We start from the raw sequence: 23532 nt of genomic DNA on the forward strand, positions 1-23532 counted from the left end.
ACGGCCACTATAGCTAAGCTAAGTAGCATGATCGATCTTAAGCTCCTGTGGGACAATCCTGAACTCGTGCGCGCATCTCAACGGACTCGAGGAGAAGATGAGGGGTTAGTGGATCAGCTGTTGGAGGCTGATTCCCGGCGTCGTGAAGCGATTGCAGCTGCCGATTCCGCTCGTTCCGAGCAGAAAGCTTTCAGCAAAGACATGGGCAAGCTGATGCGGAGCGCTTCAGATGAGGACAAGGCGAAGCTTCGCGAGGAAGGTAAGGCCAAAGCTGAGCGCGTCAAGGAGCTAGAGGCGGAGCAGAACGCCGCTGAACAGGCTGTGTATGACCTGCAGATGAAAATTTCCAACGTTGTGGAAGAAGGCGCCCCCGCTGGAGGCGAAGAGGACTTTGTTGTCCTCGAGCACATTGGGACCCCTCCGGAATTCGACTTTGAGCCGAAGGATCACCTAGAACTGGGCGAATCCCTCGGGCTCATCGATATGAAGCGTGGAACGAAAGTCTCCGGGGCTCGTTTTTACTTCCTCACCGGTGATGGCGCTCTCTTGCAACTGGGAATGCTCCAATTAGCCGTTCAAAAGGCGATGGCTCATGGTTTTCAACTCATGATTCCTCCAGTGTTGGTTCGGCCTGACATTATGGCCGGCACTGGTTTCTTAGGTGCCCACGCTGATGAGGTTTATCACTTGGAGGAGGACGACCTTTACCTCGTCGGTACCTCTGAGGTTGCACTTGCCGGTTATCATTCCGATGAGATTATCGATCTGTCCGACGGGCCGGTGCGCTACGCGGGATGGTCTTCGTGCTTCCGCCGTGAGGCAGGCTCCTACGGTAAAGACACCCGTGGCATCATCCGCGTGCACCAGTTCGACAAACTGGAGATGTTTGTTTACTGCAAGCCGGAGGAGGCTCACGAACAGCACCAGAAACTCCTGGGGATGGAGAAGGAGATGCTGGCCGCCATGAACGTTCCATACCGGGTAATCGACGTGGCGGGTGGCGATTTGGGCTCCTCCGCTGCGCGTAAGTTTGATACAGAGGCGTGGGTTCCCACCCAAAATACTTACCGTGAGTTGACCTCGACCTCTAACTGCACAACATTCCAGGGTCGCCGTTTGAAGACTCGTTACCGTGATGAAAATGGCAAGCCTCAGACCGTTGCCACGCTGAACGGTACGCTGGCTACCACTCGGTGGCTGGTAGCTATCTTGGAGAACAACCAGCAGTCCGACGGCTCCGTGGTGGTTCCGGAAGCTCTGCGCCCGTTTGTAGGCAAGGATGTCCTCACGCCTGTGCACTAACCCCTACGGGCCAAGGGAGTCTCAGTAGTGAAACCGTCAGCACAGCTAGGCAAGGATGGCTCCCCTCTGCCTACTCCCTTTTCGATTCTTTTCTTGTAGCCGACTTTTTCCGACGCCAACCTTCGTGTCTTGTAGAGGATATGTTCGCCGTGAGTAACTTTCACTTTCCGTCCGATTTCACCCCGACCTTCAGCCACCCTGAGAGTAAGGAGTTGGTGTATGGGCGCATTGTTATTCCTTTCGCCAAGTTCTGGATGAAGTATGTTCAGCGGCTTGAGGTGTTCATCAAGCATGCAGAGCGTATTCCGCAGGATGGGCCGGCGATGATCGCAATGAATCACACGGGGTATTGGGACTTTGTCTATGGCGGCATCCCGGCTGCATTCAACGGTGGACGTCTGGTTCGCTACATGGCGAAGAAGGAGATCTTTGATACCCCTGTTGCCGGCCAGATTATGCGGAGTTTGAAACACATCCCAGTGGATCGTGAAGCAGGGGCGGAGTCCGCACGAGAAGCCGTACGCCGTTTGAAGCAAGGGCAACTTGTGGGCATTTTCCCAGAGGCCACCATCTCTCGCTCTTTCGAGATTAAGGAGTTGCGTGAGGGGGCAGCACGTATCGCATATGAAGGCGGTGTACCGCTCATCCCGCTCATTTTGTGGGGATCGCAGCGAGTATGGACCAAGGGCTACCCCTCCGTATGGCGTCCGAAAAATGCCAAGATCATTATGTACGTGGGTGAGCCGGTAGAAGTCACCGCAGATGCGAAGGAAACTACGGAGCGACTACGTACTGCTATGCAGGAACTGTTGCTCAAGGCCCGCAATGAATACGTGGAACGTTTCGGCCCGATGCCTGAGGGTGAATACTGGGTACCTGCGTCTATGGGAGGCAGTGCTCCAACTCTCGAAGAAGCAACCATACAGGACCGCAAAGACGCTGAAGAGCGCAAGAAGAAACGCGCTGAGCGCAACGCCATGCTCGGGGTGCAGCAAGCCACAGACCGGGCTGAATTGGCGAACGCCACTGGTGTGAAAAAGTTATTGGTGCGGGTGAAGCAGCGCCTCCGGAAAATCCGCACAAACTAAACTCGCCGTTTTACGTATTTTTGGAGCCACGGTTTATGCAGCGCACCGCCCCACTCGCAGAACGTCCCGCTCCGCTGTTCGTCGTGTCAGATATTGACGGTACATTCCTCAACAGCAAGGAGCGCGTCAGCCCACGTTTGCGTAACGTCGTGGCAAACATGAAACGCCAGGGCACAGTGTTTTCCCTGGCGACAGGCCGCCCGGCGCGCTGGCTGCTTCCGGTGCTGGAACAACTTGTAGTCAAGCCCTTGTGCGTGTGTGCCAATGGGGCGGTGATTTACGACTCGGCCAGGGACAAGATCATCCGGGCAGTGGAGCTGCAACCCGCCGTCTTGACCGATACGGTGGCGAGGTTGGCGTCGGATGTGACAGCAAATCAGGAAGAACCTGCGCTGGAAGGCGTGACATTTGGCGTAGAACGGGTAGGAACTAGCGCATTTGACCGAGCGGACGAACTATTCTGCGTGACACGGTCTTATGATCATGCGTGGCTCTCTGAGGAGCATAAGGAGATGAGCCTGGAAGAGCTGGTGGCGCAACCTGCTGTGAAATTGCTGGTGCGCAATCCGCGCGTGTGCTCACAAGAGCTCTATGAGGCAGTTGCTCCCAGACTCAATTCACAACACGTGAACGTCACATTCAGTTGGGATGGTGGACTGGTGGAGATCAGCGCGCCGGGGGTTTCCAAACAATCGGCCTTGCAGTGGATCGCGGAGCAGATGGGTGTGACGGGCGAGGATGCGGTGGCCTTCGGGGACATGCCGAATGACCTGGAAATGCTCACTTGGGCGGGGGTAGGGGTAGCGATGGGGAATGCACATGATGATGTGAAAAACGCCGCGGACATCATCACCGGTGATAACGACAATGACGGTGTGGCCGAGATTTTAGAAACCTGGTTTCTTTAGGATTTCCGGCGACGGCGCATGTGTACTGAGGTTTGCGTCTCGGATGCGAAATCTCCGGTCATGAGTGCGGACGGTACCTGCGCCCCGGGGTGTGCCTCTCTCGCGTGATGTCCAGCCTGGACGAGAATGGGACGGTACTTGCGCACGGGGGTTTGCGGTCCAAAATATCTGTGGGGTGCGGTGACTGCCGTAGGGTGGAACTTATGTCAAAAATGGGTGAGGCGGTAACGCGCAAAGTAAGCAAAGTGCACATGCATCACCGCCGTCTCAAACAGAAGAAGCATGGATGGCTCGTTCGGCCATTGACCTTGGTCGGTGGCTGGCTCGTGGTTATCTTTGGTCTTATTACCATTCCATTCCCTGGGCCGGGCTGGTTCACGGTGTTTTTGGGCGTCGGTATCCTATCGCTAGAACTGGCATGGCCAAACAACGTCCTTGCATTCGGTATCCGTCAGTACGACAAATTTGAGGATTGGTGGCGCCCCCAAAGCAAAGCAGTCAAAGGATTTTGGATAGTTGTGATGCTCATAGTTATCTGGATTATCTTCATCGGCATCTTCATCATTATGTGGCGAACTGGCTCCTTGGAATGGACAGAAAGGTGGCTGCGTCCTCTGGTGGAGAAACTGCCTGACTGGGCTCTGAGGTGGCTTGGGGAGAAACAAGGGTGACCCGCCCAGCGTAATTGCTGCATGTTGTGGAAGTTCGCAGGTAGTGTGAGTGAGCATGAGCGGAAATGGCAAATATGACCTGATCGTGGTTGGTAGTGGTTTTTTCGGTCTCACTGTGGCCGAGCGAGCCGCCAGCCAGAAGAACGCGCGCGTGCTTATCGTCGAGAAGCGTAACCACATTGGTGGTAATGCGTACTCCGAGGCTGAGCCAGAGACTGGTATTGAAATCCACAAGTATGGAGCCCACCTATTCCACACCTCCAATAAGCGCGTGTGGGATTACGTGAACCAGTTTACGGACTTCACTGATTACCAGCACCGAGTGTTCGCCATGCACAAGGGCACTGCCTACCAGTTCCCGATGGGATTAGGGCTGATTAACCAGTTCTTTGGTAAGTACTACTCCCCGGACGAGGCTCGGCAGCTTATTAAGGAGCAAGCAGGCGAGATTGACGTGGACGAGGCACAGAATCTGGAGGAGAAGGCGATCGCTTTGATTGGCCGCCCCCTGTATGAGGCGTTCGTTCGCGATTACACCGCCAAGCAGTGGCAGACCGATCCAAAGGAGTTGCCGGCGGGGAACATTACGCGCCTGCCAGTGCGCTATACGTTCAACAACCGTTACTTCAACGACACGTACGAGGGACTGCCGGTCGAGGGATATACCGCCTGGCTGGAGAACATGGCGAAGCATGAGAACATCGAGGTGCGTTTGGAAACGGACTGGTTCGCTGTGCGTGAGGATATCCGATCCGAGTCTCCCGATGCTCCGGTGGTGTACACGGGCCCGCTGGATCGCTACTTTGATTATGCTGAGGGGCGTTTGGGTTGGCGCACCCTGGACTTTGAGACGGAGGTGTTGAACACTGGCGACTTCCAGGGCACTCCAGTGATGAATTACAACGACGCAGAGTTCCCGTTCACTCGCATTCATGAGTTCCGTCACTTCCACCCGGAGCGCGAAGACAAGTATCCGAAGGATAAGACGGTCATCATGAAGGAGTTTTCGCGCTTTGCCGATGACGACGATGAGCCGTACTACCCAATTAACACCCCGGAAGACCGCGAGATGCTGTTGAAGTATCGTGAATTAGCCGATGCTGAGACAACTAACGAGAGGGTGTTCTTTGGCGGACGTCTGGGTACTTACCAGTATCTGGATATGCACATGGCTATTGGCGCCGCTTTGTCCATGTATGACAACAAGTTGGAGCCGCTACTGTAGGCCGATCCCACATTGACCCGCTCTGGGTTCCCGGTGAGTCTGAGTTCCTGGTGACAGGTATTCCTCGCAAGGGGCACGGGGCGGGTTGCATGCTGTTGCTATAAATATGAAATAAAATATGGTGACTTCGGGAGGGGAGGATTAGGTAGTTGGGAGGGGAAAGGCCAGGTAGCTGAGTGGGGGAGGATCGGTTGATTCTGAGTGTGTAACAGAATTTTATGTGTGGGCGATAAGGCGAGGGTATTGTTTTGAAAACACACAGAAATGTTACGCAAGTGACAGATGAGGTTGGTTGAGTGACCTCACCTGAACGTTTTGATCGGAGAGACTGAATGACCAAGCAGCGTGCCTCCTTCAAGGCCACCCTGGTTGCCGTCGCTACTGCACTGGCAACTGCTGTGTCCCTAGCCCCATCGGCTGAAGCAGCACCACGCAATATCGTCCTATTCGGCGATTCAATGACCGCCAACGCATACGCGGGCATCACTGAGTACGTCCAGGGGCCAGGCAAAGTCTCTCCGAATGTGCCAGCTGAAGGACGCTGCCCGCGGGGAGCTGAACGTATTGCGCCGCATTTGGCGTGGGCGACCGGGCTTCCCGTCGATGATTTCCCTTGTAACGGCGCGGTCGCTTATGCCCCGGAAGCACCAGAGAAGCTTCTCAGCACCCAGGTTGACCAGGCAATCGGTCAACGCAAACTCACTCCCAACACAGCGAAAGTCGTTTTCCAGATTGGCTTGAACGACACCTATAAGGGCTTGGATCTCTTCGAGACTCAACAGCGCCGCTACCTTGACGCCGTGGGTGCTCAGATTGATCGCGTACGTGCAATTTCTCCAAATGCACGCATTACGCTCATGGGATACCCACAGTTGGCGGGTCCTAATGGTGAGTTCTGCCCAGTGCACTTTAACGGCATCGAATCTGGCGCTCTCCCGGTGATCCCAATCCGTAACATGCTTAATGCAGTGCATGCATGGATGCAGGAGACAGCTCGTGTAAAGAGAGTGTCTTTCCAGAGCTTGGAGGCAGAGACCGCTGGTCACGATACTTGTGCGCCTGCCGATCGCCGTTGGGTCTCTGGCATTGTGGACAACGAGTCCACTCCGTACAACATGACCAACCACTTGACCCATGAGGGTTCTCGTCAGGTGGCCTACATCATGGCTCGGAAGATTTAACGCACGGTGCCCATAGATATACTCAGGATCCCCGCATGTGAAATGACATGTGGGGATCTGTGCAATGAGAATGGACGAAGTCCGTCCAGTAGTCCGCGCCAAGAGTTGAAGTGAAGTGGGCGCGGAAACCCACAGAGGATAGAAACGCGAAAACTAAGGCGTGGCGAATTAAGCCAGCCGGGTTGAAATAAGGGATAATCAACCCTGTCTTATTGTCTACTCGTGAAGGCTAGCGCTTTTTCCATGTCTGATTCCACCCCCGGAACTGATCAAAAGGCATTTGCCACGGTTGATACCACCCGCCTTGCTCGCATCATTCTGCCTCAGCGCGGAGAGCCACGTGATGTACGTTCCCTGTACATCGTTGAGAATGAATCGACCCCTGGTCGTGTCACTGCCCTCTCCCGCACTGAGTGCATCATCCCAGCGGGTACCGAAGTATCCTTCGAGACTTATTTCAATGCTTTTCCGGCGAGCTACTGGCGTCGCTGGTCGCAGTTGACCGAAGTACAGCTGCGCGTAAGCCTGAGCGGTGATGCACGCATTGACATCTACCGCTCCAAAATCGACGGTTCCCGCATCGCTGTGACCGGGGACATCGTTGAGGTGGACGCCGAAGGAAACGGTGAAGCGGAATTCACCATTCCTCTGGATAATTTCGAAGATGGTGGTTGGATTTGGTTCGACATCACAGCAGAATCCGAAACTACTATTCACCATGCTGGGTGGTATGCCACCAAGGAAGCCGGCGAGCAGGTCGTGAAAACTCCCACCATCTATCGCGACATGGCGACTGGTGAGACACGACAACTGGAACCGGGTGATACCCTCCCGGCGGCGGAATCTAAGGTGACTATCGGCATCCCCACATTCAACCGACCAACCGACGCGGTCGCGGCACTCGAGGCTCTTTCCTCGGACCCGGTCGTCGACGCGGTAGTTGAGGCCGTCATCATGCCAGACCAGGGCAATCAGCATCCGGCAGACCAACCCGGCTTTGACACAGTAGCAGCTCATTATGGCGACCGCTTGCGCATCATCCAGCAGGGTAACCTCGGCGGATCCGGCGGATACTCCCGCATCATGTATGAAGCTCGCCACGATGAGCGTGGTACCACCAGCCCATACATTCTTTACATGGATGACGACATTGCGATTGAGCCGGACTCCATCTTGCGAGCCCTCGCAGTTGCTCGATATGCCAAGTCCCCCATGCTGGTCGGAGGACAGATGCTCAACCTCCTGGAACGCAGTCACCTGCATACCATGGGCGAAGTTATGGATTGGCAGAACTTCATGTGGGGCGGGGCGCCGCACACCCACTATGACCATGATTTTTACAAGCACCCATTGCGTGACTGCTCCGAGGAAGGAGCTCACGGCACTCCTACTGATAGGTCTCCAAATTCTAGGAACCTGCACCGCCGTATCGATGTTGATTACAACGGTTGGTGGATGTGCATGATTCCACGCGTGGTTGCGGATACCATCGGTCAGCCCTTGCCGTTGTTTATTAAGTGGGACGATAACGAATACGCTCTGCGTGCCAAAGATGCGGGCTACCCAACTGCATCGTGGCCAGGAATCGCTATCTGGCACATGGCGTGGACCGACAAAGATGACGCGATTGACTGGCAAGCCTACTTCCACCTGCGTAATCGACTGATTGTCGCGGCCATCCAGGGGCTTAAGGATCCAAAGCGCTTAATGCTGTCCCAGGCTAAGGCAACTGCTAAGCATCTGCTGTGCCTGGAATACTCCACCGTGGCCATCCATAATGAGGCAATGAAGGACTTCCTGGCTGGGCCAGAGCATTTGTTTGAGATCCTCGAGTCTGCTCTGCCTCGGATCAACGGGATGCGTAAAAATTATTCCGACGCCACGATCATCCGTTCGGCGGCTGATTTACCGAATCCCACCGGCGCACGGCCAGGTCTCACAACGATTCCGTTGAATCCCGTGTCCAAGATTAAGACATTAGCTCAGGGGCTGTTCAATAATGCGAAGACGGCGGATCCGCGCCACCACGAAGCTCCGCAGGTAAACCTCACGCCTATCGAGGCACGTTGGTTTAGCTTGTCGCGCGTCGATGGCGCCACTGTCACAACTGCTGACGGTAAAGGTGTTGTCTACCGCAAACGTGACCGTGATCAGGCGCTGGCTTTGGCAAAGGAATCCGCGGCTTTGCAGAAGAAGGTGCTGGAGAAGTTTGCTGAAATGCGCGACCGCTACCAAGCCGCAGCTCCTGAACTTGCTAGTCGGGAGGCCTGGAAGCAGATCTTTGAGCCGGAGGCTTAAATGAGCGCTCAGATTAAGGGCGATCCGTTCGGCGAATCCCGCGTGTTGGTGTCCCTCCAGGATGTGTTATTCGACATACCTGGTGCATTGACAACGGCACGAGGGATGAGCCATTTTGGCGAGCATGCCCTGGGCTGGTTCGCTTTGTCCGGTCTAGGCTATGCAGTCGAGAAGAATCCTGATCGCAGACCGGAATGGGTGGCAATGGGAGTGTCCGCCTTCGTGGCGCATGCTGCATCTGTGGTGATCAAACGGGTCATCCGCCGTCCGCGCCCGCATGCATCGGACATCAAGATTGGGGTGGGAACTCCTTCCCGGCTGAGTTTTCCTTCTTCTCACGCAACAAGTTCAACAGCAGCTTTGGTATCGCTGAGTGACATCACCGGCAGAAAGATGCCATTGCTGGGCGTGCCGGCGATGGCCTTGTCTCGTATGGTGCTAGGCGTACACTACCCAACGGATGTAGTTTCCGGCAGCCTCATCGGTTTTGCCACAGCGAAGATTGTGCGTCACTTTGGAGTGAAGAAAAAGTAGCCAAGTGATCCCCGCCGAGGTGGGGAGATGCGGAATTACACACAGATACACTCACACAACTACAAGGAGAAACGGTGAGCGAACGCTCCAGCGAATCTCAAGCACAACCGTTCCTTGACCCCGAGCCGCATACTTCGGGTCTTGAGAACAACAGCGCCACGAGCACAGGTACGGATGCGAAGACTCCACAGCCTCCGAAAAATGTGGTCGACGGCATGATCAAGGCTATGCGCCCGAAGCAGTGGGTAAAAAACATCTTGGTGGTAGCCGCACCTCTGGCCGCGGGGAGTGAATCGCTGTTTTCCACAAGGGTGGTTCTGGATGTATTGATCGCCTTTATTGCGTTTTGTTTGGCTGCGAGTTCTATTTATCTCATTAACGATGCACGGGATGTGGAAGCCGACCGTGCGCACCCAACTAAGCGTTTCCGTCCCATCGCAGCTGGAGTATTGCCGGTTCGCGCGGCATATGTGATGGCTATGGTGCTCATATTGGCCGCAGTCTGCGGGTCTTTCTTAGCTAGTTCAGGGTATGGACTCGCGATCGTCGTCGCTGTTTATATTGCACTTCAACTGGGATATTGCTTTGGCTGGAAGCACCAGCCGGTGATTGATATTGCGTTGGTCAGTTCTGGATTTATGCTGCGCGCGATGGCCGGTGGAGTGGCCGCAGCGATCATCTTGTCCCAGTGGTTCTTGCTGGTGGCAGCATTTGGTTCGCTGTTCATGGCTGCTGGTAAGCGCTATGCGGAGCTCAAATTGTCTCTCCGCTCAGGCGCTAAGATTCGTAAGTCCTTGGAGAGCTACACGTTGACGTACCTGCGATTTGTGTGGACATTGTCTGCAACTGCCGTGGTGTTGAGCTACGCTCTGTGGGGCTTTGACCTATCTCAGCAGGTCAACGGTTCGGAAGCAGTGTGGTACCAACTGTCAATGGTTCCGTTTACGGTGGCTATTTTGCGTTATGCCGCTGATGTGGATCGCGGTGACGGTGGCGCGCCAGATGAGATTGCGTTGACTGACCGCACCCTCCAGGTGCTTGCCGTTGCTTGGCTCGCTTGCATTGCGGTCGCTGCATATGTGATCCCGGCGTTGTCGTAGGAGAGTAGGAACCAATCTTTCGGTTCCAGGGTGTTTCCTGTCGCTGTGGTTATGGGTTTGATTTCTGTCCCTCTTGCGTAAGCACAGGCTATGCGATCCTCGGCAGCTGATATGTACGTCTCCTTATGGGGATGATAGCCTCAATTTAAAATTGATGAGGATATATTCCCGCACCGCATAAGTAGAGGATCGCAGCCATGTAATGGCCAGCAAGCGTGCTTATTTAATAAAACGCGAGCCGCACAATAGATATCTCTAACAAGATATCTATTGCATAAAAATTGCCGGTTCTACACAGCGGATTGTGTGCTGCTATTAGCCTTCGTTTCCCCTGGTGCAAGGGGAGATCGGGCAGCGTTTGGCAGCCGCATAAAGGTTTGGTAACGTAACCATCCGATAATCCTCTGCAGGAGAAGGAATATATGACATCTACACACACTTCTCAGCCGCTGGTGAAGCGCCTGGTATCTCTGCTGGTTGCGGTGGCAACTGCCCTTGGCTTGGCTGTTGCAGCTGCTCCGGCTGCATCTGCAAATCGCGACCAATTACGTAAGGGTTGTACGTGGGGTCCGGAGAACTGGTGGGTTCAGAACTGCTGGCTCTATTCCCAATCGATGGGGCAGATGATCCAGGTACAGATCCGTGCTGCTAAGAACGGCGGAAACGCAGGACTGTATCTGCTGGACGGTATGCGGGCTAGTTCGGTATACAACGAATGGTCGCGCGCTGGCCGGGCTCCTCAGACTTTCGTGGATGACAATGTGACCCTGGTTATGCCAGTGGGTGGTATGGCTCAGTTCTATACTGACTGGAATGGTTCATTTGTTGGCCCAGATACTCATCCGAAGAACCCTAAGTGGGAGACCTTCCTCACTCGCGAATTGCCTGCGTATTTGCAGTCTAACTTCGGCGTCTCCCCAACCAACAATGCTATTGCTGGCCTGTCTATGGGTGGTACCGCGGCTCTGAATCTTGCCGCAAATCACCGCGACCAGTTCAAACAGGTGACTTCCTTGTCTGGTTACACAAGTACTGCAGATCCAGCGATGTACGCCGCTCTCCAGGTAGCCATGTTGGATGTGGCTGGTCCAGGCGCGCAGATTTGGAACATGTGGGGAGTGCCAGGTTCGGAGCAGCTTACTCGCAATGATCCAACTACCTCTGCTGTGATTGGCAAATACAAGGGCATCAATATGTTCTTGTCCGCTGCTACCGGTGTTACGACCCCAGAAGAGCTTGGTCTTTGGGTTCAGGATCCCGGTGGAGTGCTAGCTGGTATGGGATTGGAGTTCTTGGCTCGTGCCACCACGAGTGCTTTTGAAGCTTCTGCCCGTGCCGGTGGGGCCAATATTGCAACCTCCTATCCAGCGATGGGTATCCATAACTGGGGTCTGTGGTCTAATGAGCTTGGCGCAGCCCGTGGTCAGATTAAATCTTCTGTTGGAGCTTAAGAGGTTTGATCTCGCATACCCGCAGTTGCTGCCTTAACCTCGAGAGAGACAAGGTGGTGCCGAGCCATCACTGACACCATAAGCGCACCCTCCCACATAGGGTGCGTTTTTTCATGCAGGGGAGTTGGAAGAGATCGTGTATGGTTGCGCGGATACGTTCGTGTAAAACCGGAGCCCATAAACTTATCGTTTTCTCCAGCTGGTCAGGGAATTCTGATAGGCTAAACCTCAAGTAAAACTTGAGGTTTAGGGCGTGTTGCCGAGAAACCGACGAGAACCTTGCCATAATGACATCCGTCACATGCCGAAACTGCATTTCGAAGCGGGAGGGGAACTCGCTTCGAAGAGCATGAGACGGACCGTAGCTCACGCGCACGGAACATCTCTAGGCTGCGTCGGCTCTAGGCGGGCTACACGTACCACGGACAACAAAAACAGCGTTCGCTACGGACGCTCACCTGACGCTCATCTAAGGAAGTAAGACTTATGCGCATTGCCGCGATCCTCCCCCCACGCCGTACTACCGGTGCGTCTGCCGGTGCGCGATCCAGCCGTCGCATTAAACCAGCAGCGCTGGCACTGCCATTGGCTGCTGTATTGGCACTTCCGCTGATCCCAGCTCCAGCAGCCGAGAGCGTCCTGCCAACGGCCCATGCTCAGTCCGCAGTGCCAGCCGGCTCCGGAACTGATTACTTGAATCCAAGTAATCCTCCAAAACGTACCCCGACTGAGGTGACCGGGCAGGATCTCAAAGGTTTACCGGAAGGGGTATCTGTGGATCGAGTTGAGTGGATTACCGACCGCTGGGCCAATGTTTTTATCAACTCAGCAGCAATGCCGGGCAAGCCCATTAAGGTACAGTTGCTGCTCGCTCGCGACTGGTATTCCCAACCCAACCGTACATTTCCTACCGTGTGGGCTCTTGACGGACTCCGTGCCAAAGAAGAAGAGTCTGGTTGGACAATCGAAACCAACATCGCATCCTTCTACTCGGACAAGAACGTTAACGTCGTGCTGCCAGTAGGCGGAGAATCGTCCTTTTACACAGACTGGCAACAGCCAGATAACGGTAAGCACTACAAGTGGGAAACCTTCCTGACTAAGGAGCTGCCAGCAGTTCTTCGTGAAGGATGGCGCTCTAATGATGAGCGCGCTATCACCGGTCTCTCCATGGGAGGCACCGCCGCTATGAACCTTGCGGAACGCTTCCCACAGATGTGGAAGTTTGTGGGGTCTTTCTCTGGTTACTTGGATGTGTCCTCGTATGGCATGCCACAGGCCATCGACTACGCCACCCATGACGGTGGTGGATACGATGCTCAGAAGATGTGGGGGCCATATGGTTCTCAGGACTGGATCGACCACGATCCAAAACTGGGAGTCGAGCATCTCAAGAATATGAGCGTTTACGTCTCCGCCGGTAACGGTAACACTGGCGCTTTTGACAAAGATGGCCCAATCCCAGGCGTGCCGGAGAATACGGTGGGCATGGGCCTAGAGATGATGTCGCGAATGACGACCGAGACCTTCGTCAATTACGCCAAGCGCGCAGGCGTGAACGTGGTGTCCAAATTCCGTCCATCGGGCACCCACTCCTGGCCTTATTGGCAATTTGAGATGACGCAAGCATGGCCGTATATCGCTAATGCTCTCAGCCTGCCCGCCGGAGACCGTGGTGCGAAGTGTGAAACGAAGGGCGACATTGGGCGGCGTATTGGCGAATTCCCTCAGTTGGGAGCCTGTATTTCGAATGAATATGATGGTGCCGATGGAGGCAAGATCCAGGACTTCCGTGGAGGGCGCGCATTCTGGAAGCAATCCTCTGGTGCTCACTTCCTGTGGGGCCGTATCGGTGCTCTCTACTCCAGTATGAACGGCACCCAGTCCTGGCTCGGATACCCCCTTACTGAAGAAATAGCGCTGAAAAAGGACAATGGTCGCTTCGTAAAGTTTGAAAACGGCCACATTTACTGGACACCACAGCTGGGAGCTGTTGCTGTCAAGAATGACTTCATGAAGGAATGGGGCAAGACTGGCTACGAGAATGGTCCACTGGGCTATCCTGTGGCAGCCGAACGCCAGGTGGCGGGTGGAGCTGTCCAGCAGTTCCAAAATGGTGTGATCGTCCGCAAGCCAGACGGTTCCACGCAGTATGTGCAAGGTAAGATCGCCGAGAAATACATGGAACTCGGCGGACCAGAATCTGGGCTGAAGTGGCCAAAGTCCGATGAACTGGATACCCCGAAGAACGGCAAACGCTCCGAGTTCGATGGAGGAGTGATTTACTGGTCCGCTGAAACCGGCGCACACTCTATTCTGAACGGTGCGATCCGAGACGCATGGGCTCAAGAGGGGTTTGAGGTAGGTCGCTTTGGTTTCCCAGTGGCTGACTTCGCTGCAATCCCCGCCGGCGGTAATGAGGTGAAGTTCCAAAATGGCGTGATCCGTGAGATCAACGGACATATCCAGAAGGATCCGCAGTAGAGGCTCGCAGTAGAGGACATCGTCGGGGTGGAGATTCTCTTCGTTGACGAGTCCCCACGAGAGTAGAAGAGTCTTCACGAGAGAAAAGGAAGTAGGCTGGCGTTCATGTCATTCAATACTCTGCGAGTACGCACCTCAGCACTCAGCAATCGTCATCCGCATCGGCGGGCGGCGCGCGGAATGGTGTCCGTCATTGCTGCAAGCTCCTTGCTGGGGCTCACCGCGTGTGGCGATGACTCCACCGTGGATAATTCACAGTCAGCTCCTTCTGTTCCGAGCGTGAGTAAACCTGCCGACGCCACTGAGTCTCAATCGTCAGAATCCAAGAAGGACAACACGTCTGAGGACACTGCTAACCACGGGGGTTCGCTGCCTCAGGATTCCGGTGCTGAAGAAGTGGAGGACGTTCCCGGTGGGACAAGCCGTTCAGAGCAGGATAATGACTATCTCAAGCGACTCAAAGATGGCGGTATCGATCTAGGTACGGTGCAGGGAGCACAGCAGCCGGGAGGAGTGGAGGATCAGCTTATCGCAGTAGCCCACGGTTATTGTCAGACCAAAGCAGCTGGCACCCCAGATGTCTTCACAGCTCTGGCCGCCGGCCAGCTGGAGACTCAAGGCGTGATTAAAAACCGCAAGGCTGAAGAAATGCAGCCAGTCATTGCAGACGCCGCGACCGAGGCATACTGTAAATAACCAGATCACGCCATAAATGAAGCAAATCACGTTCCGCTAGTTAGGACTAGCATTCTATGCGCAAAATTCTCACCATCATTGGGGTGGTGATCCTTTCGCTCGCCATCGTCGTTGGTGTGGGGCAATGGATGACCTCAAACCAGGGAACCCACGGTCCCGGCGGCCCGACACCCCCTGACAAGACCCAGGCGGAAAACCCGCCCGGGTGTTCCGCGTACGAACTGATAGCCATCCCCGGTACATGGGAATCTCGAGCAGATGATGACCCAATGAACCCTACCGCCAATCCGAATTCCCTTTTGCTGACCATGACGAATCCCCTCAAGGGAGAGTTCAAGGAAGATCAGCTGAAGGTATGGACGGTTCCTTACACTGCGCAATTTCGCAATATTAATGCGCTGCAGGAGATGAGCTATGACGATTCGCGTAATGAAGGCAAGAGTCGTGCGAGCGAAGAACTCAGAGCCACTCACACAGCCTGTCCAGCTACCCATTTTATCATGCTGGGGTTCAGCCAGGGTGCCGTCATTGCCGGTGATTTAGCCTCGGACATTGGCCAAGGCCGTGGATCGGTACCCGCGGAGTCCATCGCGGGTGTGACTCTTATCGCAGATGGTCGCCAGGAGGATGGCGTCGGGAAACTTGTCGGCAACAAGGCAAACAAGGGGGTTGGCGCAGAGATCGCTCTCAACCCGGTATCCGGTATCATTCAGCCGATCGTGCCCGGCGCGACCATGCGAGGACCACGTCCGGGAGGATTCGGTGAGCTGAACGACCGCGTGAATAATCTATGTGCGCCATCAGATCACGTGTGTGACGCCCCGCGTGATCTAGGCAATGCAATTCAACGCGCTCAAGATCTGATCACCAACAACGCAGTGCATGCGCAGTATGCCACTAATCCGAACGTCGTGCCGGGAGAAACCACGCCCGAGTGGGTCATCAGCTGGGTGCGGGGCCTCATCAACGGCTGAGTGAGATGGCAGCCGACGTGCGGGTCCTGGCCGGGTATTATCCACGGCCAAGCGGGATGAACGATTAACCCCAAGTCGGGACGCGCGACCACCCCGAGTGAGAAGAATGACAAACCCCAAGTCGGGATGAACGGATAAATTCGATTAACCAAGTGGGGTAATGGTGCGCTGCTAGGGCATGTCACAGTGCGCGCATGTGGGCAGCTAGCGGATGGAAAAGCACAGGAAAAACACCCAAATGTCGTCCTCTGGTCATTTCTTATGCTTCACTTGTTGGTGCCTAGAAAATAATTAACTGATCCAGTAGACAATTTATGACCGTCGAGTGCCTCTGTGCACAAAAGGACGTCGAGACACACCGTACAAACCGTATAGAGAAGGGGAATACGCATGGATATTCAAGCAGCAATGGGACAGTTCTTCGATGAGAAGGGCAACATTAATGTCCCGGATCAGCTGACCCTGTCCGGGATGTGCGAGATGCTCTATGCCATGGCGCAGATGGAGGGGACTCACGAGAATCCGCTCATTCGTTACTGGGACTTCTCTGACTCCCGCGAAGGCACGGTCCACGAGATCGACCGAGCAGCTGTCAATACCCGCATCAAAGCTGTGTGCGTGCGTTTGCAACAAGTTGCACAACCAGGCGATCGAGTAGCAATCCTGGCAAATAACTCTCCGGAATACCTGTACTCCTTCTTGGGAGCAATGTACGCCAGGATGGTTCCGGTGCCCCTTTATGATCCGAATGAGCCAGGCCATTCCGGTCACCTCAAAGCAGTACTGGGTTCGTCTGAGCCAACCGTTGTGTTGACCAACAAGCGATCAGCCGCGGCCGTGCGCACATACTTCTCAGACACCCCAGCTGGGAAACGTCCACGAGTGCTCACTGTCGACGCGCTACCTGATTCCCTGGCGCAAGAGTGGGTCAACCCGATGGTCGCGATCATGCAAGATCCATCGTTGGCCCCCCAATCCACCGACGAAGCCTTCCTGCAATACACGTCTGGATCTACCCGCACTCCTGCTGGTGTGATCCTCACTCACAAGTCCATCGTGACAAATGTGTTGCAGATTTTTGCGGCAGCTAAGTTGCAGTCTCCGATGCGGTTGGTGACTTGGTTGCCACTCCATCATGACATGGGAATCATCCTGGCTGCCTTCGTGATACTGCTAGGCGTGCCTTTCGATCTGATGAGCCCCCGCGACTTTATCCAAGACCCCGCGCGCTGGGCGCGACAGCTGTCCAAACGCAGCGACGATGAGAACGTATATACCGTCGTGCCGAATTTCGCGATGGAATTAGCTAATCGTTACGCTAACCCGGAGAATGTGGAGTCCTTGAAAGACCTTGATCTCTCCCGTGTCGATGGTGTGATTAACGGCTCCGAGCCGGTGACGAAGGCCTCTGTTGAAAGGTTCTTGGAGATCTTTGGAAACTATGGCTTAAAACGCGAGGCCATGCGCCCGTCTTATGGTCTGGCTGAGGCCACGCTGCTGGTTACTACTCCGCAGACCTCAGATCGTCCAAAGACTGTCTATCTGGACCGCGAGAAACTCGCCACCGGCACCGCTGTAGAGCTTGCCGACGGGGACGATAAGGCCATGCCACTGATGTCTGTCGGGCAGGTCTGTTCCCCTCAAGTATTGGTTATCGTTGACCCAGATACGGGGAGAGAACTCGAGGACGGGAAGGTGGGTGAGATATGGGTCAATGGAGAGAATATGGCCGCCGGCTACCTGGGGCGCGAGGACGAAACCACCGAGACGTTCCGTAATGCATTGCCGCAATCGCATCGCACAGAAAATAGCCGCGCGGGCAATGCTCCAGAGGATAACTGGATGCGCACCGGTGATCTGGCTGTGATTGTGGATGACAACGTCTACATCACTGGGCGTCTCAAGGATCTGATCATTGTGGCTGGTCGCAACCACTATCCACAGGACATCGAGGTGACCGCTGACGAAGCGACATCTCAGGTTGCTCCGGGAGTAGTGGCTGCGTTTTCTACGGCGGGCGCAGACATTGAAGGCTTGGTCATCGTTGCTGAACGCGACCCCGATGCAGAGGAATCTGGTGATGCTGGCGCCATTGATGCGATTCGCGCAGCAGTGACAAAGATCCATGGCGTCCAACCGGAAGATATTCGCATCGTCAACCCTGGTGGTATTCCACGTTCCTCGGCGAACAAGATCGCTCGCCGTGTGGCTGCTAAGGCATACACTGACGGCGCATTTAACTAGGGAACGTTCTACCTAGGTTCTTTCGACCCCGACCACGCGTCCATTAGGTAAGAATTCTTGCCCTGACGTGGGCCGGGGTCGTAGGTTTGAGCCCTTTTCCTCGTTAGGATGTAGCGAGACTGGTGGCTCTTCTTAAGAGTCGTGAGGTGGTCTTGTAAGCGCGCTACGACGGCGCGCGGCTGGCTCGCATTCATCGTGCGAGCCGATGACGAGACCCAGTGCAGTGTTAACCCGAGGAAGGAACGTACACTCCGCATGGCAGATAATAGCGCGATGAACCGCCCTGCTACCGTGCAGCAGATGCGCGAATGGTTGCGTCAGTGGGTCTCAGATACCACCGGGCAGCCGGTAAAGGATATTACCGACGAGCGCTCGATGGAAGAGTTCGGCTTATCGTCACGCGACGTGGTGGTGCTATCTGGTGAACTGGAGCGCCTCATGGGCATCACCTTGGATGCAACGGTGGCTTATGAGTTTAACTCCATCGCGTCTCTGTCTGACTACCTGATTAATGGTCGCTCGCGTCCAGTTGCCACTCCGGACGCATCGGTTCGTTCGCGGTCGGGCAGTGCATTGGCGGCTGAGGATCGCGATGTGGCGATCGTCGGTATGGCCGGTCGCTACCCAGGTGCCAATAATGCCGACGAAATGTGGGACATGTTCGTGGGCTACAAGACTGGCGTCGGTGACGTGCCAGCTGGGCGCTGGTCAGAGTTCTCCGGCGACGAGGATATGGCGCGTCGGATCGATGAGGCCACGCTGACGGGTGGGTACATCGAAGACATCGCCTCCTTCGACGCCGAGTTCTTCGGCCTGTCACCGCTGGAGGCCGCGAACATGGATCCTCAGCAGCGGATCATTCTGCAACTGACGTGGGAAGCGCTGGAAAATGCGGGTATCCCGGCGAATACCTTGCGCGGACGTCCTGTGGGTGTGTTCATGGGCTCCACCAACAACGATTACGGCATGCTCATCGCAGCGGATCCCAAGGAAGCACATCCTTATGCGCTGACCGGCAACTCAACCTCAATCATTGCTAATAGGGTGTCCTATACCTTCGATTTCCGCGGCCCGTCCGTAGCGATGGATACCGCGTGCTCATCTTCTCTTGTGGCGATTCACCAAGCTGTGCGTTCCTTGCGTGATGGTGACTCTTGTGTCGCTATCGCCGGTGGCGTGAATCTATTAGCGAACCCCTTTGCCACCGTGGCTTTTTCCGAACTGGGTCTGATGAGCCCGACGGGTGCGATACATGCTTTTTCCGAGGATGCCGATGGCATTGTGCGTGCTGACGGTGCCGGCGTCGTGGTTCTTAAGCGTTTATCTGACGCTCGACGCCACGGCGATCATGTCCTCGCTGTCATCAAAGGTTCGGCTATCAACTCCGATGGCCGCTCAAACGGTTTGACGGCACCGAATCCGGATGCTCAAGTGGCCGTCTTGCAGGCAGCGTATGCAGACGCTGGACTTGATCCGACATATGTGGACTATGTGGAAGCCCACGGTACGGGCACTATTTTGGGTGATCCGATTGAAGCGACTGCCCTGGGAGCGGTGCTCGGCAAGGAACGTGATGCCGGAAGCCCCGTCCTGCTCGGATCGGCGAAGACTAACTTTGGACACACCGAAGCCGCTGCTGGTGTGGCTGGGGTGATGAAGGTTGCCATGGCCATGCGCGAGGGCATCCTCCCGCCGAGCATTAACTACTCGGGGCCAAACCCCTACATCGACTTTGAGCGGGAGCACCTGGAAGTCGTGGAGGATGGTCGCGAATGGCCTGAATACTCTGGCCGCCCACTAGCCGGTGTGTCCGGCTTTGGCTTCGGTGGCACGAATGCACATATCGTTATGGCTGCTCCGGATGAGGCGGATGCTAAGGGGCTGGCTGGCGTCGGTAAAAAAGAACCAGGTCACGAGCCAATCGGCATTGATACAGCCGACGCCGAAGGAACAGAACCCACATTCTTGCTGCCGGTCAGTGGCCTCTTACCATCGCGCCGCCGTGCTGCCGCCGCCGAGCTCGTCGCTTGGCTGGAAGAAATAAAGGATTCTCCGAAGGCGCCGTCCATGCACACCATCGCCCGGGGACTAGCCGGCCACAACCACGGACGTTCCCGTGCCGTAGCTCTGGCGAAGAACATCGATGACGCCATTGATGGTATGAGCCGGATCGCCGCTGGTAAGCAGACAGGAAAAACGAAGTCGGCCGACTCCTCGAACACCATGGGAGCCGTGTGGGTGTACTCCGGGTTTGGTTCTCACCATCGCAAAATGGCAAAGGACCTGTACCAGCTATCTCCATTCTTTGCCGCTCGCCTGAACGAGCTGGATGAGATCGTGCAGCGGGAGTCCGGCTGGTCCCTGGTGGACAAGGTGCTCGATGATGAGCAGAACTACGATCTAGAATCTGCGCAGGTGGGAATCACTTGTATTCAGGTCGCATTGACCGACCTGCTACGCCGCTTGGGGGCCAAGCCTTCGGCTGTTGTTGGTCAGTCCATGGGAGAGATTGCCGCCGCCTATGCCGTGGGAGGACTGTCGCAGGAAGACACCATCCGGGTGGCCGCTCACCGTTCCCGCCTCATGGGTGAGGGCGAGTCATCACTGCCAGAAGACAAGCAAGGTGCCATGGCCGTGGTGGAATTTGGCGTGGAGGAATTAGAGAAATTCACCGCTGAACACCCCGAGTTTTCTGCGATCGAACCGGCTGTCTATGCCGCGCCGGGTATGACCACCGTGGGTGGTCCGAAGGAGCCGGTGGCGAGGCTGGTTGAATACCTGGAGGGGGAAGGGAAATTTGCCCGCCTGCTGCAGGTGAAGGGAGCGGGGCACACCTCCATGCTCGACCCCATCCTGGGCGAACTACATTTCGAGATCTCCGATATCGAAGCTCGTCCGATCGAGGTGCCCCTGTATTCCACTGTGGATCGCAACCGCGTGTATCAGCCGGGGGAGAAGATCCACGACGCTGACTACTTTGTGCGCTGCACGCGCCAACCGGTGTGGTTCTCCGACGCTACCGGCCAGCAGTTCGACGACGGTTACCGCACCTTCGTGGAGATCTCCCCCAATCCGGTGGCGCTGATGCCGATGATGAACAACTCCTTTGCCCACAATGCGATGGACTCTCAGCTGCTCTGCGTCCTCAAACGCAAAGAACCCGTGTCTGAGACCTTAGGTAATCTCCTGGCTGAGTTGTATGTTCAGGGGCAAGATGTCGACCTTAAGGCGCTGGTTGGCCCTGGTGAAATGGCGGATGTTCCCGGTATTCAGTGGAATCTCACGCAGTATTGGACAAATGCCCGTCCTTCTTCCGCCCCAGTTGTTGACATGCCTGGCACACGAGTGGATCTGCCGGGTGGTGCCATTGCATATTCTGTGAACGCAGATATGGTTCCGTCGATGTTGGCTTTGGCGGAGGCGATTGCGGAGGATCTGGATCCCGCCGCGGCTGTCCTGGCGACCGAAGAACATAGGCCATTGCTCAGTTCCGGCAAGCTCACCACTATGGTGACGCGTTCTCTGGGTGGTTGGGCTGCGAATGTGTATGATGCCGAGACGCCTGACATGCCGTTGGTGGGCGAGGCGTTCATCTCTTCTCTTTTCGATGCCACCACTGGCGCAACCGCAGCTCCTCAAACTTCCGGGGCTTCTGAGTCTCCAGAGGGGGGAGCCGTAGCTAGCGGAGCAGCGGCTGGTGTCGCCTCAGCTGACGAGAGTCTCTCGGTTTCTGCCGGCAGAAGTACATCGGCGCAGTCCGCTCGCAATAAGCTCCCGGAGGTGGACACTGATGCGCAGCGCTGGGATCCGAACTCTGGGCAGTCCGTGTCTGAGCGTCTTCGGGAGATCGTCAGTGAATCCATGGGGTATGACGTGGAGGATCTTCCTGGCGAGCTACCTCTTATAGACCTCGGCCTTGATTCCCTGATGGGTATGCGTATTAAAAACCGGGTGGAGTACGACTTCGACATTCCTCCATTGCAGGTGCAGGCGTTGCGTGACGGTTCCGTGGATGACGTGATTGCCATCGTGGAAAACATGGTGGAGCAACGGTATGCCGCTGAGACCCTAGCTGGTGGAGACACAGCCGGTGCCACCTCGGCCGCTGAGACCCTAGCTGGTGGAGACGCGGCCGGCACCACCTCGGTCGCTGAGACCCTAGTGACCGGAGGCAGGGAAGAGAAAACCCCCGATTACACAGCCACTGCCGGGGGAGTAGCTCCGCGTGATGCCTCAGAGCGCTTAGTGTTCGCGACGTGGGCCAAAATCACAGGTAAGGCTGCTGGGGGAGTGACCTCTGTGTTGCCGGATATCTCGGATTCTCAGGCTACCGCTATCGCGGAGCGCTTGTCGGAGCGATCCGGCGCGGAGATCACAGCGGAAGATGTTCACAGTGCTCACTCACTTGCGCCTCTCAGCGACAAGGTGCGTGCACAGCTGGAAACAGAGGTTGAGGGCAATATCCGCGTGCTGCGGGAGCGTGCGGAAGGAGACCAGAGCACCCCCTCTGTGTTCCTATTCCATCCCGCCGGTGGTTCTTCGGTGGTGTACCAGCCGTTGGTGCGCCGACTCCCGGACAACGTCCCGGTCTACGGAGTGGAACGTGTGGAAGGCTCGCTGGCTGAAAGGTGTGCAGCTTACATTGACGAGATCACTGAGTACTCGGCAGGCCAGCCCATCATTGTGGGAGGCTGGAGCTTCGGAGGAGCGTTAGCCTACGAGATGGCCAGCCAGCTGCAGCAGCGTACCGAAGCTGGACAGACATCCGCACAGGTGCAGCGCATTATCCTGCTAGATACCGTGCAGCCGAAACACCCTGCGCCGGATACTAAGGAAGAGATGCACGCCCGCTGGGATCGCTATGCCAACTTTGCGCAGAAGACCTACGGCTTGCCGTTGGAGGTTCCCCACGATCAGCTTGAAGAGCAGGGGGAGGACGTGATGATGCAGCAGTTCCAGGAGATGTTGGCCTCTCCTCTGGTCAGCCAGCTCGGTCTGCCCGCGGGGGTGCTGGAACACCAGCGGGCAAGCTTCGTGGACAACCGCATCCTAAACTCCCTCAATTTCAGCCAGTGGGCACAGGTCGATGTCCCGGTCACCCTCTTCCGTGCGGAACGAATGCATGATGGAGCCATTGAATTGGAGCCGGCTTTCGCGGAGATCGCAGAAGATGGCAACTGGGGAAAGATTGTCCGCGATTTAGAGATTGTGAAGCTCCAAGGGGATCATTTGGCGATCGTCGACGAGCCGGAGATCGCTACTGTCGGAGCGGTGCTGACTCGATACCTTCAGGGTTCTGAAGAAACTGCTGAGTGAGTGTTTGGTGGCGTCGGACTAAAAGAGACGGATTAAAGACCCGGACCAGAGAACAGACTA

At 55.8% G+C, this 23532-nt stretch carries 15 protein-coding genes; all 15 read left to right on the top strand.

The genetic code is table 11. The annotated features are described in order from the left end of the window. Window positions 1-27 precede the first annotated feature (27 nt). The 15 genes from serS to pks13 all read left to right on the top strand — a co-directional run bounded on the left by serS (window position 28) and on the right by pks13 (window position 23472). Window positions 28-1302, top strand: a complete 1275-nt coding sequence (serS, locus tag GP473_RS00555; protein ID WP_186276947.1) for a serine--tRNA ligase — start codon at window positions 28-30, stop codon at window positions 1300-1302. A 140-nt stretch (window positions 1303-1442) separates the two neighbouring features. Continuing rightward, window positions 1443-2390, top strand: a complete 948-nt coding sequence (locus GP473_RS00560) for a lysophospholipid acyltransferase family protein (protein ID WP_185769652.1) — start codon at window positions 1443-1445, stop codon at window positions 2388-2390. A gap of 35 nt (window positions 2391-2425) precedes the next feature. After that, window positions 2426-3298: an HAD family hydrolase gene (locus GP473_RS00565; protein WP_185769651.1), complete on the top strand. Its 873-nt coding sequence runs from the start codon at window positions 2426-2428 to the stop codon at window positions 3296-3298. A 212-nt stretch (window positions 3299-3510) separates the two neighbouring features. After that, window positions 3511-3969 carry a TIGR02611 family protein gene (locus GP473_RS00570; protein WP_260620000.1) on the top strand — a complete coding sequence of 153 codons (459 nt, stop codon included), beginning with the start codon at window positions 3511-3513 and terminating at the stop codon, window positions 3967-3969. Between the two features lie 55 nt (window positions 3970-4024). Continuing rightward, window positions 4025-5194, top strand: a complete 1170-nt coding sequence (gene glf / locus GP473_RS00575) for a UDP-galactopyranose mutase (RefSeq protein ID WP_185769649.1) — start codon at window positions 4025-4027, stop codon at window positions 5192-5194. A gap of 332 nt (window positions 5195-5526) precedes the next feature. Then, a complete protein-coding gene (locus GP473_RS00580; protein ID WP_185769648.1) occupies window positions 5527-6375 on the top strand; it encodes a GDSL-type esterase/lipase family protein in 849 nt (282 codons plus the stop codon). A gap of 243 nt (window positions 6376-6618) precedes the next feature. Next, window positions 6619-8673 (top strand): glycosyltransferase, encoded by a 2055-nt coding sequence (locus tag GP473_RS00585; protein ID WP_185769647.1) that lies wholly within the window; start codon window positions 6619-6621, stop codon window positions 8671-8673. Beyond that, a complete protein-coding gene (locus GP473_RS00590; RefSeq protein ID WP_185769646.1) occupies window positions 8674-9207 on the top strand; it encodes a phosphatase PAP2 family protein in 534 nt (177 codons plus the stop codon). Between the two features lie 74 nt (window positions 9208-9281). Beyond that, the gene (locus tag GP473_RS00595; protein ID WP_185769645.1) at window positions 9282-10307 is read left to right on the top strand and encodes a decaprenyl-phosphate phosphoribosyltransferase; all 1026 of its coding nucleotides are present in this window, start codon (window positions 9282-9284) and stop codon (window positions 10305-10307) included. A 422-nt stretch (window positions 10308-10729) separates the two neighbouring features. Next, complete coding sequence (locus GP473_RS00600; RefSeq protein ID WP_185769644.1) at window positions 10730-11758, top strand: alpha/beta hydrolase; 1029 nt, start codon at window positions 10730-10732, stop codon at window positions 11756-11758. Window positions 11759-12244: 486 nt separating this feature from the next. Continuing rightward, complete coding sequence (locus tag GP473_RS00605; protein WP_186276948.1) at window positions 12245-14242, top strand: alpha/beta hydrolase-fold protein; 1998 nt, start codon at window positions 12245-12247, stop codon at window positions 14240-14242. Between the two features lie 105 nt (window positions 14243-14347). Continuing rightward, window positions 14348-14938, top strand: coding sequence for a DUF732 domain-containing protein (locus tag GP473_RS00610; protein WP_186276949.1), 591 nt, complete (start codon window positions 14348-14350; stop codon window positions 14936-14938). Window positions 14939-14994: 56 nt separating this feature from the next. Continuing rightward, complete coding sequence (locus GP473_RS00615) at window positions 14995-15912, top strand: cutinase family protein (protein ID WP_185769641.1); 918 nt, start codon at window positions 14995-14997, stop codon at window positions 15910-15912. Between the two features lie 390 nt (window positions 15913-16302). Next, window positions 16303-18156, top strand: coding sequence for a FadD32-like long-chain-fatty-acid--AMP ligase (locus tag GP473_RS00620; RefSeq protein ID WP_186276950.1), 1854 nt, complete (start codon window positions 16303-16305; stop codon window positions 18154-18156). A gap of 255 nt (window positions 18157-18411) precedes the next feature. Beyond that, the gene (gene pks13 / locus GP473_RS00625) at window positions 18412-23472 is read left to right on the top strand and encodes a polyketide synthase Pks13 (protein ID WP_186276951.1); all 5061 of its coding nucleotides are present in this window, start codon (window positions 18412-18414) and stop codon (window positions 23470-23472) included. Window positions 23473-23532 lie beyond the last annotated feature (60 nt).

Source organism: Corynebacterium anserum, from assembly GCF_014262665.1.
GTDB lineage: Bacteria > Actinomycetota > Actinomycetes > Mycobacteriales > Mycobacteriaceae > Corynebacterium > Corynebacterium anserum.